The sequence below is a fragment of the uncultured Dokdonia sp. genome (assembly GCF_947492535.1).
Classification (GTDB): domain Bacteria; phylum Bacteroidota; class Bacteroidia; order Flavobacteriales; family Flavobacteriaceae; genus Dokdonia.
The window spans coordinates 108542-123396 of sequence record NZ_CANLNH010000002.1 but is presented as its reverse complement, the minus strand read 5'-3'; the positions used below and the strand labels follow the sequence as shown (position 1 = coordinate 123396).

General features: G+C 35.0%; 13 protein-coding genes. 6 read left to right on the top strand and 7 right to left on the bottom strand.

The features are described from left to right. Positions 1 to 17: 17 nt before the first annotated feature. From Q1A60_RS03415 to Q1A60_RS03400, 4 genes are all read right to left on the bottom strand, one after another. Positions 18 to 1022: a VWA domain-containing protein gene (locus Q1A60_RS03415; protein ID WP_299761416.1), complete on the bottom strand. Its 1005-nt coding sequence runs from the start codon at positions 1020 to 1022 to the stop codon at positions 18 to 20. Then, positions 1022 to 2683 (bottom strand): hypothetical protein, encoded by a 1662-nt coding sequence (locus Q1A60_RS03410; protein WP_299761412.1) that lies wholly within the window; start codon positions 2681 to 2683, stop codon positions 1022 to 1024. Before Q1A60_RS03410 ends, Q1A60_RS03415 begins: the two co-directional genes overlap by 1 nt. Positions 2684 to 2694: 11 nt before the next feature. Further along, entirely contained in the window at positions 2695 to 3561 is an 867-nt protein-coding gene (locus Q1A60_RS03405) for a DUF58 domain-containing protein (RefSeq protein ID WP_299761409.1), read from the bottom strand. Positions 3562 to 3729: 168 nt separating this feature from the next. Further along, positions 3730 to 4734 (bottom strand): MoxR family ATPase, encoded by a 1005-nt coding sequence (locus Q1A60_RS03400; protein WP_299761406.1) that lies wholly within the window; start codon positions 4732 to 4734, stop codon positions 3730 to 3732. A 162-nt stretch (positions 4735 to 4896) separates the two neighbouring features. Between Q1A60_RS03400 and Q1A60_RS03395 the strand changes: the two genes are divergently transcribed. The 4 genes from Q1A60_RS03395 (at position 4897) to Q1A60_RS03380 (ending at position 8756) form a co-directional block, all read left to right on the top strand. Further along, positions 4897 to 5769 (top strand): aldo/keto reductase, encoded by an 873-nt coding sequence (locus tag Q1A60_RS03395; RefSeq protein WP_299761403.1) that lies wholly within the window; start codon positions 4897 to 4899, stop codon positions 5767 to 5769. Between the two features lie 79 nt (positions 5770 to 5848). Further along, positions 5849 to 6598 carry an SDR family NAD(P)-dependent oxidoreductase gene (locus Q1A60_RS03390; RefSeq protein ID WP_299761401.1) on the top strand — a complete coding sequence of 250 codons (750 nt, stop codon included), beginning with the start codon at positions 5849 to 5851 and terminating at the stop codon, positions 6596 to 6598. A gap of 166 nt (positions 6599 to 6764) precedes the next feature. After that, positions 6765 to 7901 (top strand): ATP-binding protein, encoded by a 1137-nt coding sequence (locus Q1A60_RS03385; protein WP_299762561.1) that lies wholly within the window; start codon positions 6765 to 6767, stop codon positions 7899 to 7901. A 93-nt stretch (positions 7902 to 7994) separates the two neighbouring features. Beyond that, positions 7995 to 8756, top strand: a complete 762-nt coding sequence (locus tag Q1A60_RS03380) for a metallophosphoesterase family protein (RefSeq protein ID WP_299761398.1) — start codon at positions 7995 to 7997, stop codon at positions 8754 to 8756. Between the two features lie 375 nt (positions 8757 to 9131). Here the strand turns inward: Q1A60_RS03380 and Q1A60_RS03375 are convergent, their stop codons facing one another. Beyond that, entirely contained in the window at positions 9132 to 10556 is a 1425-nt protein-coding gene (locus tag Q1A60_RS03375; protein WP_299761395.1) for a PcfJ domain-containing protein, read from the bottom strand. Positions 10557 to 11070: 514 nt separating this feature from the next. On the opposite strand from Q1A60_RS03375, the gene Q1A60_RS03370 reads away from it, so the two are divergent. Continuing rightward, entirely contained in the window at positions 11071 to 12204 is a 1134-nt protein-coding gene (locus Q1A60_RS03370; RefSeq protein WP_299761392.1) for an SPFH domain-containing protein, read from the top strand. Between the two features lie 60 nt (positions 12205 to 12264). Then, positions 12265 to 13386 (top strand): DNA helicase PriA, encoded by a 1122-nt coding sequence (locus tag Q1A60_RS03365; RefSeq protein ID WP_299761389.1) that lies wholly within the window; start codon positions 12265 to 12267, stop codon positions 13384 to 13386. Between the two features lie 59 nt (positions 13387 to 13445). On the opposite strand, the gene Q1A60_RS03360 is transcribed toward Q1A60_RS03365, so the two are convergent. Beyond that, on the bottom strand, positions 13446 to 14174 hold the full coding sequence (locus tag Q1A60_RS03360; protein ID WP_299761386.1) for a glycerophosphodiester phosphodiesterase family protein: 729 nt from the start codon (positions 14172 to 14174) through the stop codon (positions 13446 to 13448). Positions 14175 to 14244: 70 nt separating this feature from the next. After that, positions 14245 to 14847, bottom strand: coding sequence for a hypothetical protein (locus Q1A60_RS03355; protein ID WP_299761383.1), 603 nt, complete (start codon positions 14845 to 14847; stop codon positions 14245 to 14247). Positions 14848 to 14855 lie beyond the last annotated feature (8 nt).

Here is a 14855-nt window from a genome sequence, read left to right as displayed (position 1 = left end):
GCGTAATTAGTATTTTATTAAACAAAACTTCTAAATAAAGTAAATTTAAGGAGCAATTCTAGTAACAATAATATACCTGCTAATAGAATAAGAGGTCGGTATTTTTCTTCATAATTCGTATACTTAAACTCTTCTACTTCTGTTTTTTCTAGTTTATCTATTTCGTCGTAAATTTCTTTTAGTTTTTTGTTGTTTGTCGCTCGGAAATATTTTCCTCCTGTAACTTCTGCAATCTCTTTTAATAAATCTTCATCGATCTCTACAGGTACATTATCATATACAAAAGAGTTATTATTGTTTAATGCAACGGGAGACAATGCTGTACCATTTGTTCCGACACCAATAGTATAAGTTCTTATACCAAATTCTAGTGCGAGTTCGCTTGCTATTTTTGGATCTATAAAACCAGCATTATTTACTCCGTCAGTCATTAGAATAATGACTTTACTTACAGCCTTGCTATCTTTTAATCTGTTTACAGAAGTAGATAATCCCATTCCTATAGCCGTACCTCCTTCTATAATATTATTATATCGTATGCTATTAAGTGAGCTTAACACAATACTTTTATCACTAGTGATAGGCGTTTTGGTATAACTTTCTCCTGCATATTCTACAAGACCAATGCGATCATTGGGTCTTCCTTTTATAAAATCGGCAGCAACAAGTTTTAAAGCTTCAAGACGGTTAGGTCGTAAATCTTTTGCAAGCATACTAGCAGATACATCTATAGCAATAATAATATCAATACCTCTTGTGCTTTTGGTACGTGTAGAAACATCTACTGTGCGAGGACGAGCCATGGCAGTAATTAGTGCTGCGAGAGCTACAAGTCTCAATAAAAATAGTAGCGGGCGTAATTTTGGTAAAAAACTACTTCCAGCTTTAAATCCTTTAATACTCGATAGTTTTACGGCAGGTGTTTGTTTTTTACGCTTCCATATATACCATGCGATTGCTACTGGTAGTGCTAAAAATAACCAGAAAAACTGCGGATTTGAAAATTCAAAATTCTCTAACATTATTTTGTTTCGGCTTTTTGAAGTTCAACACTATTTATAATACGTTCTGCTATTTCGGCACTGTAAGTATCGTCTTTGTCCCAAGTAATGATCACTTGTTGGATAATATTTTCTGCTACAAAATTTAACATAGCATATTCTCCAGATATAGAAATGTCTTTTTCTTTATCAATCATAAATTTTCCAGTTCCAAACGTTTTAATACCTTCAGCTCCATTAGGAGTTTTAAACTCTTCTTGTTTTATAATATTTGCTACAAATCCTTTCTCTTCTAATTTAGCAATTTGTCCGTCTATAATTTCTTTTACAGGAGGTTCTGTGCCCTTAGGAAGAATTATTTGAATTACAGCAACAGTAATGGCTGGAGGGTCTGTTTGCCAACCAAAAGCATTAGCCTGCATTTTATCCTTAAGATCATCTGGAATTGGGGTTTCTAGTCGCTCTAATACTTTAGGAGTACTAATGACAATACTTGGGAAGCCGTATTCACTTGTAATCCAATTGCCCTCTGCGAGTTCGCGTGTTTGATTTCCTAATACAAAATCCTTTACCTCATCATACCCTTTAATGACAATACCTGCAATTAATGCTACCAATAAAATCCCTACTACGCCAGAAATTCCTGTAAGCCATAATTTTCGAGTACGTTTACGTTCCATTGCTTCACGAAAATCTTGATCTTTCATGAGTTCTTCAACGGTAGGTTCAGGAAGTGCTTCTTTGGTTTCTTTTACAATCTGCTCTATCGCAAGTCTATCTGCCTCTGCTTTCCCGGAAGGGGGATTAATACGCGCAAATTTCACAAGATCTGCACGTTTAAAAATATCTTTGAGTTGCTGTATTGTTTCTGGATTGAAATCAATATGACCACTATCTTTTTCTGCCTCTAATCGTGCTATAAGTTCATCTGTCGTACTTTCTAATGCCTTATCATATACTTTTTCATCATAGTAACGACGTACAGTATCTGTAAGTGTAGAATAATATTCTTTATACTTTGCAGAGACAATAAAATCTGTTTCATCAAGTTGGCGTAAAGAAGCCAATGCTCGCTCAAACGGAGGCACATATTTTTCTGCTTCTATGCGTTTTTTGTGTCTACGTAACAACCAAAATAAAAAGAGTGCAATGGCTAGTATAACAGGAAGGATCCATAAGAGATATTTCCAAAACTTACTATAATCAGTAGGGAGTTCTATTGCAGGTTTGATATCATACAATCCCTGATTAACGGTGTCTAAAACGACATTAGCAACTTCTACTTGAAAAGAATCAGTGTGTATCGTGCGATCACCTATAAGGATACGCTGCTTAGGGATTTTATAAGATCCGCTATCAAATTGTGTGAGGCCATATTTTTTGATTAATGTCATTTTCGCTTCTGCGAAAGACGTATCTACTTTATAACTCTCAATCATTTCTAAAGGAGAAAATGTCTGTCCTTCAGGAAAAATAACCGTAGCGAGTTGATCTGCTTCTACAACAACCGTATAGTTAATTTGCTCACCAAGACGAATTTTGGTGGTATCTATCTTTGTTTTTACAGTAGGCTCAATTTGAGCATGTACTGATAAAAAAGAGAAAAGAATAAAAAACACAGCGACGCTGTATGCGTAGATGGTATTCTTTGTTCTTGATATATTAGTATGGGGATGTGTCATCTCTTTTTCTATTATCCTCTTCGTTTAAAATAACCTAATAATTTTTTAACATAACTCTCATCAGTACGTATGTTTATGACACCAGAGCCACTTCTTTTAAAGCTTTCTTCATAATAAGCGACACGTTCTTTATAATAAGCCTCATAGTTTCTGCGCACTTTTTTGGAAGAAGTATTGACTAGTACTAATTCTCCTGTCTCTTCATCTTCCATTTGTACCATTCCTAGACTTGGAATCGCTTCCTCACGTTGGTCATAAATACGAATACCTGTAATATCATGTTTATTACCCGCAATCTTTAATGTTTGATCATATTCATCTGAAATAAAATCAGAAAGAATAAATGTGATCGCTTTTTTCTTCATCACACTACTTAAAAACTTAATAGCTTGTGCAATATCTGTTTTTTTAGATTTTGGTTTAAACTCTAGAAGTTCACGTATAATACGTAATACATGTGACTTCCCTTTTTTAGGAGGGATATATAGTTCAATCTCATCTGTAAATAAGATCAATCCTATTTTATCATTGTTTTGCATAGCGCTAAACGCTAGTGTAGCGGCTACTTCGGTAACGATTTCATTTTTAAATTGCTTGTCTGTTCCAAAAAATTCTGAACCACTCACATCAGCAATAAGCATCATGGTAAGCTCTCGTTCTTCTTCAAAAACTTTGACAAATGGTTCGTTATAACGTGCCGTAACATTCCAATCAATATTACGTACATCGTCTCCAAATTGATATTGTCGTACTTCACTAAAAGTCATACCACGACCTTTGAAGGTAGAGTGATACTCACCTCCAAATATATGATCAGACAAACGCCGTGTCTTGATCTCGATCTTTCGTACTTTTTTAAGTAATTCCTTTGTATCCATTTTCCCTCATCCTAACCTTCTCCTACAGGAGAAGGAACTTAATGCTAGTTATTTAAAAATAAATTGATATATCATTGGTTTTTTGAATAAAAGAGTCGTCGTAGACGCTCTCATTTATTACAAGTCATGCGTAAGCATGACGAGCTATCGACTAAAGACTACCGACTACTAAGGTACTTCGATTTGATTTACAATTTTGTTGATGATATCTACAGAAGTGATGTTTTCTGCTTCTGCTTCATATGTAATACCAATACGATGGCGTAAGATATCATGTACAACGGCTCTTACATCTTCAGGAATAACATACCCTCTACGCTTTATAAATGCATAGCATTTTGCAGCAGTTGCAAGATTGATACTTCCACGAGGAGATGCTCCAAAATTAATAAGTGGCTTTAAGTCTGCGAGTTTATAATTTTCTGGATAACGTGTTGCAAAGATGATGTCAAGAATGTATTTCTCAATTTTTTCATCCATGTACACTTCCTTTACAGCGTCTTGTGCACGAAGTATTTGCTCTACAGAAACAACAGCATTTACCTTTTCAAAACCACCTTTTAGGTTTTGACGAATAATCATTTGCTCATCTTCGATTTTAGGATAATCGATAACAGTTTTAAGCATAAAACGGTCTACTTGTGCTTCTGGTAATGGATAGGTTCCTTCTTGTTCTACTGGATTTTGAGTTGCCATTACCAAAAATGGTTTATCCAATATAAATGTCTCATCACCTATAGTCACTTGCTTTTCTTGCATGGCTTCAAGAAGTGCAGATTGTACTTTTGCTGGTGCACGGTTAATCTCATCGGCAAGTACAAAATTTGCAAATATGGGTCCTTTCTTAATACTAAAGTCATTGACTTTCATATTATATATCATGGTTCCTACTACATCGGCAGGAAGTAAATCAGGAGTAAATTGTATACGACTAAAAGAACCGTGTACTGCTTGCGCCAGTGTATTGATAGCAAGTGTTTTTGCAAGACCAGGAACACCTTCTAATAGAATGTGACCGCGACCTAAAAGACCGATAAGCAATCGTTCTATCATATGCTTTTGACCTACAATCACCTTGTTCATCTCCATGGTCAGGATATCTATAAAAGCACTCTCTTTCTCTATCTTTTCATTGATAGCGCTTATATCTATCGTCGTCATATTTTCTTCCATACTTTAAAATTAAATTTAGTGGGATTTTAAAATATTGCAAAGTGCGGTTTTATTCCCAAACTTCTTGTTAACAATTGGTTAAAAATTCTATTAAATAAAGGGCTTCCCACGTATTTTTCTATCTTGGGAAGTCGTATTTTTAATCAGAACGCAAAATATAAAATGGATAAAAAATTTTCAAAAATAATTCAAGGGTGTATGACATGGGGTGCATGGGGAAAACAACTCAATGACTCTCAAATGATTGATATGATGGATCACTGCATATCACAAGGCATCACAACGTTTGATCACGCAGATATTTATGGTGATTATAGCACAGAAAAGGATTTTGGGTCCGCTTTCGCGAAAGCAAATATAGATAGATCTTCTATTCAATTGATCTCAAAATGTGGTATTCAATACCTAGAAAATGCACGCCCAGAAAATCGTGTAAAGCATTATGAATATACTGCCGAGTATATTATTTGGAGCGCCGAAAGATCATTGAAGTTGTTGCAAACTGAATATCTCGACTTGTTATTATTACATCGCCCAAGTCCTTTGATGCAGGCAGATGAAGTTCAAAAAGCTATTGAACAATTAAAAGCACAAGGAAAGATTCTAGATTTTGGGGTCTCTAATTTTACACCTTCTCAAATAGATTTAATTGCCACAAAGTCTCCTGTCACTGTAAATCAAATTGAATTTAGCTTAACGCAACATACGGCAATGCATGATGGAAGTTTAGATCATATGCAAACCAAAGGCATTATGCCAATGAGTTGGAGTCCTCTAGGGAGCGTGTTTAGAGAAGATACACCACAAACACAGCGTATCAAGACATTGTTAGGTACTTTGACAGAAAAATATAATGCGACACAAGATCAATTATTACTTGCTTGGGTCCTGCAACATCCATCTGGTGTACATCCTGTAATAGGAACCACAACTAAAGATCGTATCACAAATGCAGTAAAAGCGGCAGATATTACGCTAGAGTTACAAGATTGGTTTGCATTATTGATAGAAAGCCAAGGTCATAAAGTACCGTAAGTCCCTATCCCCAAAAGGAAATTGTTTTAAGATAAATCTATATATCAGAAAAAGATACCCGCCTTTGCGGACATACATTATGAAGACAGCATTAATAACAGGAGCCACCAGTGGTATTGGAAAAGCAACGGCAGAGCGCTTTGCAAAAGAAGGAATTCACTTAATTCTTTGTGGAAGAAGGCAAGAGCGGCTTGACGAATTAAAAGAGGCTTTTCAAAATCAAGTTAAGGTGCATACCTTAAATTTTGACGTACGTGATAAAGAAAAAGTAGTACAAGCAATAGAAGGATTGCCTGATACATTTAAGCAAATAGATATTTTGATTAATAATGCGGGTAATGCACATGGTCTTGATCCTATTCAGACAGGAAGTACAGATGATTGGGATGCCATGTTAGATATTAATGTAAAGGGATTGCTCTATGTGAGTAAAGCAATTATCCCGCAAATGACAGATCGTAAGCAAGGTCATATTATTAATATAGGATCTACGGCAGGAAAAGAAGTATATCCCAATGGAAATGTGTATTGCGCCAGTAAACATGCAGTAGATGCGATAAATCAAGGAATGCGTATAGATCTTAATAAACATAACATTAGGGTAGGTGCTGTTAATCCAGGAATGGTTCATACAGAGTTCAGCGAAGTGCGATTTAAGGGAGATGTAGAACGTGCAGATAAGGTATATCAAGGCTTTGATGTGTTAAAACCAGAAGACATTGCAGATATTATTTATTTTGTAGTGTCAAGGCCTTATCATGTAAATATTGCAGACCTTGTGGTTATGTCTACAGCGCAAGCTAGCTCTACTATTATTAATAAGACGTAAGCCCCCTAGCCCCCGAAGGGGGAATTCAAAATAGTTCTTGAGCTAGTTTGATAAAAATAGAGTAATACTCTATTTTAGAGCAGTACTCTATTTTTGTAATTTAATAAAAGAATGAAATATTTCTCTCCCTTTGGGAGAGATGCCCGAAGGGCAGAGAGGGATCAATATGATTAACAAACGACTTCTTATTAAAAATTTACTAGCTCATAATGATGAGAATAGTTTTTATGATAAGAAGCGTAAAATTGATATTGGAAGTAAAGAAGGAAAAGCTAAGTTTTTAAAACATATCTGCGCACTTTCAAATTCAAACCCTAAGAATAATTCCTTTATTGTTATTGGAGTAGATGACGGTGAAAATAAGATTATAGGTGTTCCATTTTTTGACGATAGCAAGTTGCAAAATCTTGTAAATGCTTATTTAGACAATCCGCCTATTATATCTTATGAAAATATTCCCTTTCCTCATTTACCTGAAGACAGAGTAGTAGGGCTTGTGACGATTAGAGAACAAGATAAGCTTACTGCTTTAAGAAAGAATATTTGGAAATATTGGGGAGGGACTGTTTTTTTTAGAGATGGTAGTATCTCTATGCCTAAGGTTTTTAAATCTGATGTAGAAGATGTAAATAGTGAGATTGTTGCAGCTATAGAAAACCATGCAAAAAACAGTATTGAATTGACATTAGATGGCGTGATAGATTTTATAAATCATCGTCATAATGATATGGAAAGTCAGTATAAAGTGTTTAAAGAGCAATTTGTACTTTGTTGGGCAGGACATAAAAAGGTCGTAAAGGGAGAGACGTATTATTCAAGAGTAGATATAGAACTCATTAATGAGCATGTGCGATTATTTTATTCGGCGTTAGATGAGGTGTCTATACATTATGATGAAGACTCTTTTTCTATACTAGAGTATGTACATTTGGGGATTCAGGAACAGTTTAAATATTACCCGTTAGAAGAAGTGGTTATACGCTTTCGCGAAAGCGGAACCTACACCATTGATACTACATTGATTTTTGATCCTCCTAAGGTAGATAAACGCACCTTGTATCATATATATAATAATAACAATGTCATTTTTTATAAACTGAAGCGTCAAATAGAACTGAATCAAGGGGAATATAATGACTTATACGAATTGCCTAACACCTATTTAATCTGTTATCTTAATGGTTTTGAAGGGGCCATTCATAAGTTAGAAGAAGTAAAACCGTTTCTTAAAAAATACAAAGGAGCTATGTATAGTCGTTATAAAGAAACCATGCGCATTTTGCGTAAAGTAAGATATAATTAGTTTTTGAATATAGACCCTGTAAGCGAAAGTGTAGCAGTTGGTTTAAGTAGAAAATTTAGTTGTTTCATTTTATGAAATAGAAATTTAAAATAGATGAAAAGAACATTAGTTGTAGGAGATATTCATGGAGGGTTGCTCGCGCTTAAGCAAGTATTAAAAAGAGCCGAAGTAACAAAAGACGATCATTTGATCTTCTTAGGAGATTATGTAGATGGATGGAGTGATAGTGTGGGCGTTATTGATTTTCTGTCAGAATTATCTATGAAACAGGAAGTCACCCTTATTAGAGGGAATCATGATAATTTGGTCTATCAGTGGTTAAAGGGCAAAGAAATGAGTCCTAAATGGATACAACATGGAGGGCAGAGTACAAAAGATGCGTATGCAACATTATCTGATGAAGAAACATTAGCACATCTTCCTTTTTATGAACGATTGAAAGATTTCTATATAGATGATCAAAATCGTATGTATTGTCATGCAGGTTTTCAAAACCTTAATGGACCAAATCATGAATGGAATAGTACTACGTTTTATTGGGATCGTACGTTATGGGAAATGGTGTGTGCTATGAACGAAGATTTATCTCCTTCAGATATATTTTATCCAAAACGGTTACAGCTTTTTAAGGAAATATATATTGGACATACCCCTGTGACTCGTTTAGGAGCAACAATTCCTTTACAAAAAGCTAATGTTTGGAATATAGATACGGGTGCTGCTTTTATGGGACCTATTTCTATTCTGGATGTTGACACGAAAGATTTTTGGCAAAGTGATCCTGTTTGGGAATTATATCCAGAAGAAAAAGGACGTAATAATCATTCATTTATAGGGTCAAAAGCCCTTATATAATTAAGAATAAATAAAAAAAGGGGCAAATGCCCCTTGTGATACTTACATAGCTATGTGATATTTGCAACGTATTAACCATTCAAAATAGTAGGCTTTTATTTATAATCCTATTCACGAGTTATAGACATTGTTTATATGTAATGATTTAAATGCTCGCTTTATGCTGGTATTGATATAATTTAAAAGGGGAAATAGCTTTACGTGAATATTATGAGAACGCTTACATGACTATATGCACCACAGTAGTCATTTTGAATATAGAAAACGTCCAATACTTGGGGGAGTAGAGGACGTTTTTTTATGCCCATACTATTAATCCACTTTATACATTAGGAAATCTATTACGTATTGAAATCTCTAATGTATACATTTGGATTAATTACCTAGACGACTTAGCACTATGATTATTTTAATGATGATTAAAATAATCCTAATGATCGTACTTACATCAATGTCTGAATCATTTATATGCGCAGGAGGTCTTTGTCTATAATTTGCATATTCTACAACCTCTCTTTGCTCAATAGGCACCTGTTGAGGTGGGTTTTGAGGAATAGGCTGATCTTGATTAGAAACAATGACCTTTTCATTAATTCCTAGTAGGTCCGTCCAAAGGTTAAATGCCATAGTTGCTTCAACTGAAAGCGGCGTATTACAATTACCCTCTGCTTGTAAAACCTCTAGTGTTCTTGGATTTATTTCAATTGTTGCTAGCTTTTTTATCGTATCTCCTTCTTGTTTTCTTAGAGAGAAAATACTCGTATCCATAGCATAACAATCATCTATATAATCTGCAACACAGTGATTCATATCGTGTCCTTCTTGGTACAACTCTTCAGAAGTCAAAAGCTCTTTTGCGATGTATATCACTTTTTTTCCGTCTTTTTCGACCTCTTTATGCATCTCTTTGATACCACTAGGAAACCATGATAAATAATTAGCTTCATTGCGCATTTTTTGCATTTCGATATACCATGCATGTGATTGATTTAAAAGAGCTTCAAGCGTTCTTCCTTTCATAGTAAAACGTCTATCTCTCTGAATTCTAACTTCAAGGTATTCTAATGCCTTATATAGTTCCCAATGAGTGACTTGTTTTTGAACCGAAAAAAACTGAATAACACGTGTCCAAAAAGGGATATTGCCTTCAATCTGAGCTAATTTTGACCTTGTAAGTTCTATCGCTATTTGTTGTGATGCTCCATATCCTAATGCTTGTGCGTGAACGATTGCCTCTGATACGCTAAATCCTTTAGGTGTATTTCTAAATTCATGCATCATTTTTGAAGTGAACTTATCTGGTAAACCGATAAGTGACTTAACACTTTTACCAGAACCAAGTTGTACATACCAAAGCTGGTGTCTTAATGAAGATTCATAAAAAGAACTGATCAAAAAGACAGGCGTAGGATATTTTGCAAAACAGTGATCTATTAGATCTTCTAGTTGCTCTTCGGGCTCAAAACTTGGACGTTGCCACTTTTCGATTGGACGTACCATTTTAAGGCCAAACGTACTTATATTCACAAGTACTTGGATAAATAATGGACTTCTTAAGACCGCATAACACCCTTGTGTATGCATGTGTATAAGTAGCGTTTTAAAAGTTGCACGTTTCCAAGTGTTGCGTGTTTTGCTCATTTTTGAAAATGAACTCCACAATAGTGATGCTACAGTTCCCTTGTTTTCTTGGGGTTTGTTTTCTGCATTGTAGATCTTTTCTACCAGCGCAATGTACTTGCTGTCTGCTTTTGAAGTAGTCGTTACTTCGGGTGTTTGTGTAGTGTATAGTGTTTCCATGATTTCATAAACTTTGATTTTAGATGAAAGACTGGAAACACTGTAGTGCTTACAGTCTATAGATTACTGTTTGTTTTTGATAGCATATAATTGCTTTTTAATTGACCCCGCCAAAGGGTTTATTACTCCGAGGTTTGTCTCGAAATTAAAATTCAGTTTCGTATAAATCCCTCGTGGGCTTTCCCTGAGGTAGTTTACTTTGTTTAAAACAAAAACCCCAGAGTTTTGAAGCTCTGGGGTTTTATAGATTGTTATGTTTTTATTAACTACAATACCGTGCCAAGAGCTGCATATGCGCTTCGGAGATTAGTTGATATGTAATTACTATTTGCATGTTTTTTCTTTTTATCTGTAAACTATTTTTGTTTACAAGGATGCAAATCTAACGGCTTTTTTATGATTTCAAAACTTATATGATTATTTAGATTTAGTCTAATTTTTATTGAGTGATTTTCTTTTTCGGATATGCGGTGTATTTTGTAGCTTTAGAATTCCAATTAAAAACCAATCAACTATGGGACTTTTTGATAAAATAAAAGAAAAACTTACCAATGAATTTATTGATATTGTTGAGTGGCTCGATTATACAGATGATACGATAGCACATCGTTTTGAGCGCTATCAGAATGAAATTAAAAATGGCGCAAAACTAATTGTACGTGAAGGACAAGCAGCCGTTTTTGTAAATGAAGGACAACTTGCAGATGTGTTTACACCGGGAACCTATGATCTTACAACGCAGAATTTACCTATTCTTACCACACTTAAAGGATGGAAGTATGGATTTAACTCTCCTTTTAAAGCAGAGGTGTATTTTGTAAATACGCATCTTTTTACAGATGAAAAATGGGGAACTAAAAACCCTATTACATTAAGTGACGAGCGTTTTGGTCTTGTAGAGATACGTGCTTTTGGGACCTATGCTTTTAAAGTGTCAGATCCGGGGAAGTTTATTGTAGACATTGTAGGGACGGATAGCAATTTTACCAACTTTGAGATTAATGAGCATTTAAAAAGTTTAATAGCGACTCGTTTTACAGACACCGTAGGTGAGGCAAACCTTCCTATTGAGTTATATGCAGCCAATACGTCAGAGCTATCTGAGACATGTCAAGAAGTAATGCAACCTGAGTTTATGTCTGTGGGAATTTCATTAGAGAAATTCTACATCGAAAACGTATCGATGCCGGAAGAGCTTAAGAAAGAGATTTTTGAATATAGTCGTATCGATAAATTAGATCTTGATAAGTTGACTAAATTCAAAACGGCTAAAGCTATTGAAGCTGCTGCTGCTAATGAAGGAGGAACTGCAGGTGCTGGAATGGGGATGGGAATGGGCTTTGTGTTAGCGCAACAAATGGGCGGCATGATGTCTCCTCAGATGGGTGGACAACAGATGATGCCACAACAAGCACCCGCTACACCACCGCCAATGCCTTTACAAACGCAATATTTTTATGCTGCAAATGGCGCACAGCAAGGACCTGTATCTTTTGATCAGCTTAAAGCCCTTTTTGCAAATAGAACTATAAATAAAGATAGTTTGGTTTGGAAACAAGGAATGGCTAATTGGACTGCACTTAAGGAGGTTGAAGAATTAAAATCATTCTTGGGAGGAAATACACCACCACCATTACCTCAACAATAAATAGAGATTACTAAATTCATAATAGGTTGCGCTTTTTTTAAAGCGCAACTATCCTAATGTATGGCAACATCAGAATCTACTGTACAACAACATACAGAACTTAAAAAGTCATGTATCAACTGTGGGGCAGAGCTTACCTATAAGCCTGGCACCTCATCGGTTACGTGTGATTATTGTGGTCACAAAGAAGAAATCACAGTAGATCCAAATGGTTTTGAAGAGTTAGAGCTTTCATTATATCTTAAAGAGATGGGAGCACAATCACATAGTGAGAAAATCTCTATGTTGAATTGTAAAAACTGTGGTGCAAACCAACATGTAGAAGAGAATTATAAATCATTACACTGTGTCTATTGTAGTATGCCTTTGATTGTAGAAGACATGTATACAGAAGATTGGATTTTACCGGGTGCTGTATTGCCTTTTCAAATAGATCAAAAACAATCATTTCAAACGTTTAAAAAGTGGGTAAACGGACTTTGGTGGGCACCTAACAACCTTAAAAAAGCTTCTTTAGATCCTCAATTTACAAAAGGGTTGTACTTGCCCTATTGGACATTTGATGCTCAATTAAGAGCTACTTATACTGGACAACGTGGTGTGTATTATTATGAAACACAAACCTATAGGGATAGCAAAGGGAATTCGCGTACACGTCAAGTTCGTAAAACAAGATGGTATCCTGCATCAGGTAGGATTTCAGGTTTTATAGATGATACTCTTATAAAGGCTTCGCAACAGAAAGCTGGCCGTATTCCTAAGAAAATTGCACGTTGGAATTTACAAAAATTACAACCTTTTAATAGTAGTTTTTTAAGAGGATTTATCACAGAAAAATATACAATTCCGTTACAAAAAGGACATTTAGAATCCAAAGAAGAAGCTCGTCGTATTGCAGATCGTTGGTGTAGAAGAGATATAGGAGGAGATACACAACGAGTGAATAGTATTGACATGAAACTTTCTGAAGAAACCTTTAAACATATATTACTTCCTGTATATGTAAGCTCTTATAGGTATAATGGAAAAGAATATAATTTCTTTGTAAATGGAGAGACAGGTGTTGTTTCAGGAAGTAGACCTTATTCTTTTTGGAAGATATTTTTTGCTATTGTTTTTGCCATCTTATTAATTGTAATTATCGTGTTTGTAGCACAAGCTTCAGAAGGGGGTTCTTACTGATTTTGTGTCTATCATTTGATAAATGATCAAGAAGAAAGTAAATACATATAGATCCCTTTTTATATTTTAGGAATAAATCCTTCAAAAATAATGTTATCAAAAATAGTATGATATTTATCTACCTGTGATTGATTTCGTACAGTCCAAAGAAGTATAGGTACTCTCTTTTCTTTAAAATAAGCAACTCTTTTGTTAGAAACATCATCGATATCATATGCCACAAAATCAGGATGCATAGTTCTATTAAGTTGTAAATAATCATAGAGATAATTTAAAGGCTTAATAGCCAGAGAGGGTTCTGCTAATTGCCCTACAGGATAGTTGTGGTTTTGTTTACTAAGCCACTTTACCGATGATCTATTAAACGACTGTAGCGCGACTTCTCCTTTGTATTTTTTAAGTAAGGATAAGGTGTTTTGTTCTAATTTTTTTGATAAACGATGTGTTTTAAATTCTATAAGCAAAGGCACTTTCCCTTTTACAAGATCTAATACTTCTTGAAGCGTAGGAATTGTTTGGGAAGTATTAAAGAGGGTGTGCTTTTTTAGGTCTTTTTTTGTTAGTGATTTTGTCTTTTTAGAACTGTTACAAATACGTTTTAAATCGGTGTCGTGAAAAACGATTACGGTTCCATCCTTTATAATCTGTATGTCAAGCTCTATCGGATACTTTTCTTTTATTGCTTTCGCGAAAGCGGATAAAGAATTTTCAGGAGTTTTAAGATTGCCATCATGCAAACCACGATGTGCAATAGGAATAGAGGTAAGCCAAAGAGGGATATTACTCATATATTAAAGATATAAAAAACCGCCTTGATCATAAGGCGGTTTTAATGGGATTAAAAAGGGTAGCATCTATCTACTCTTTTCCGTAATCGTGTTCGTCTTGCCATTTTTTAAGTTCGTCCCATTTTCCTTGAGCCGCAAGTTTTGCTTGCATAGGCCATGTTTTAGGACGATGTATTTCAAAACGTTTTCCACCACTATTAAGTACTTCTTGACATTTTTCTACAGAAGTATCTCCTAAAGCAGCCCATGTTTTGATATCAAAATTGTGAAATAACTCTCTGATTTTAGGTCCAATTCCTTCCACAACAGTTAGATCGTCTTCTTTGATGGTTTTCCCAAAAGCCGCTTTTGCAGCTGCGGCATCAAAAAGAATCAATGTAATTGTGGGTTCAGGAGTTGTTATAGGTGCAGCAGCAAATGATGAAGACATACTGGCACTACTACTCGCTGCGACAGGAGCAGCAGTGGCTGTTTTAAGCTGAGAGCGACATGCATCTAAATCTGCTTTTAAGGAAGCATTTTTGCGTTTCCATAAATCAAGATCATCACTAACGTCATCACCTTTTCCAGAGAGACGTCCTAATAAGTATCCTAAAATTGCACATATAAGACCAACAAGAAGTGGTATGAGCCAACATGGTATATTTGATAAGTCTATTAGTAATACATTCATTTTCTTAA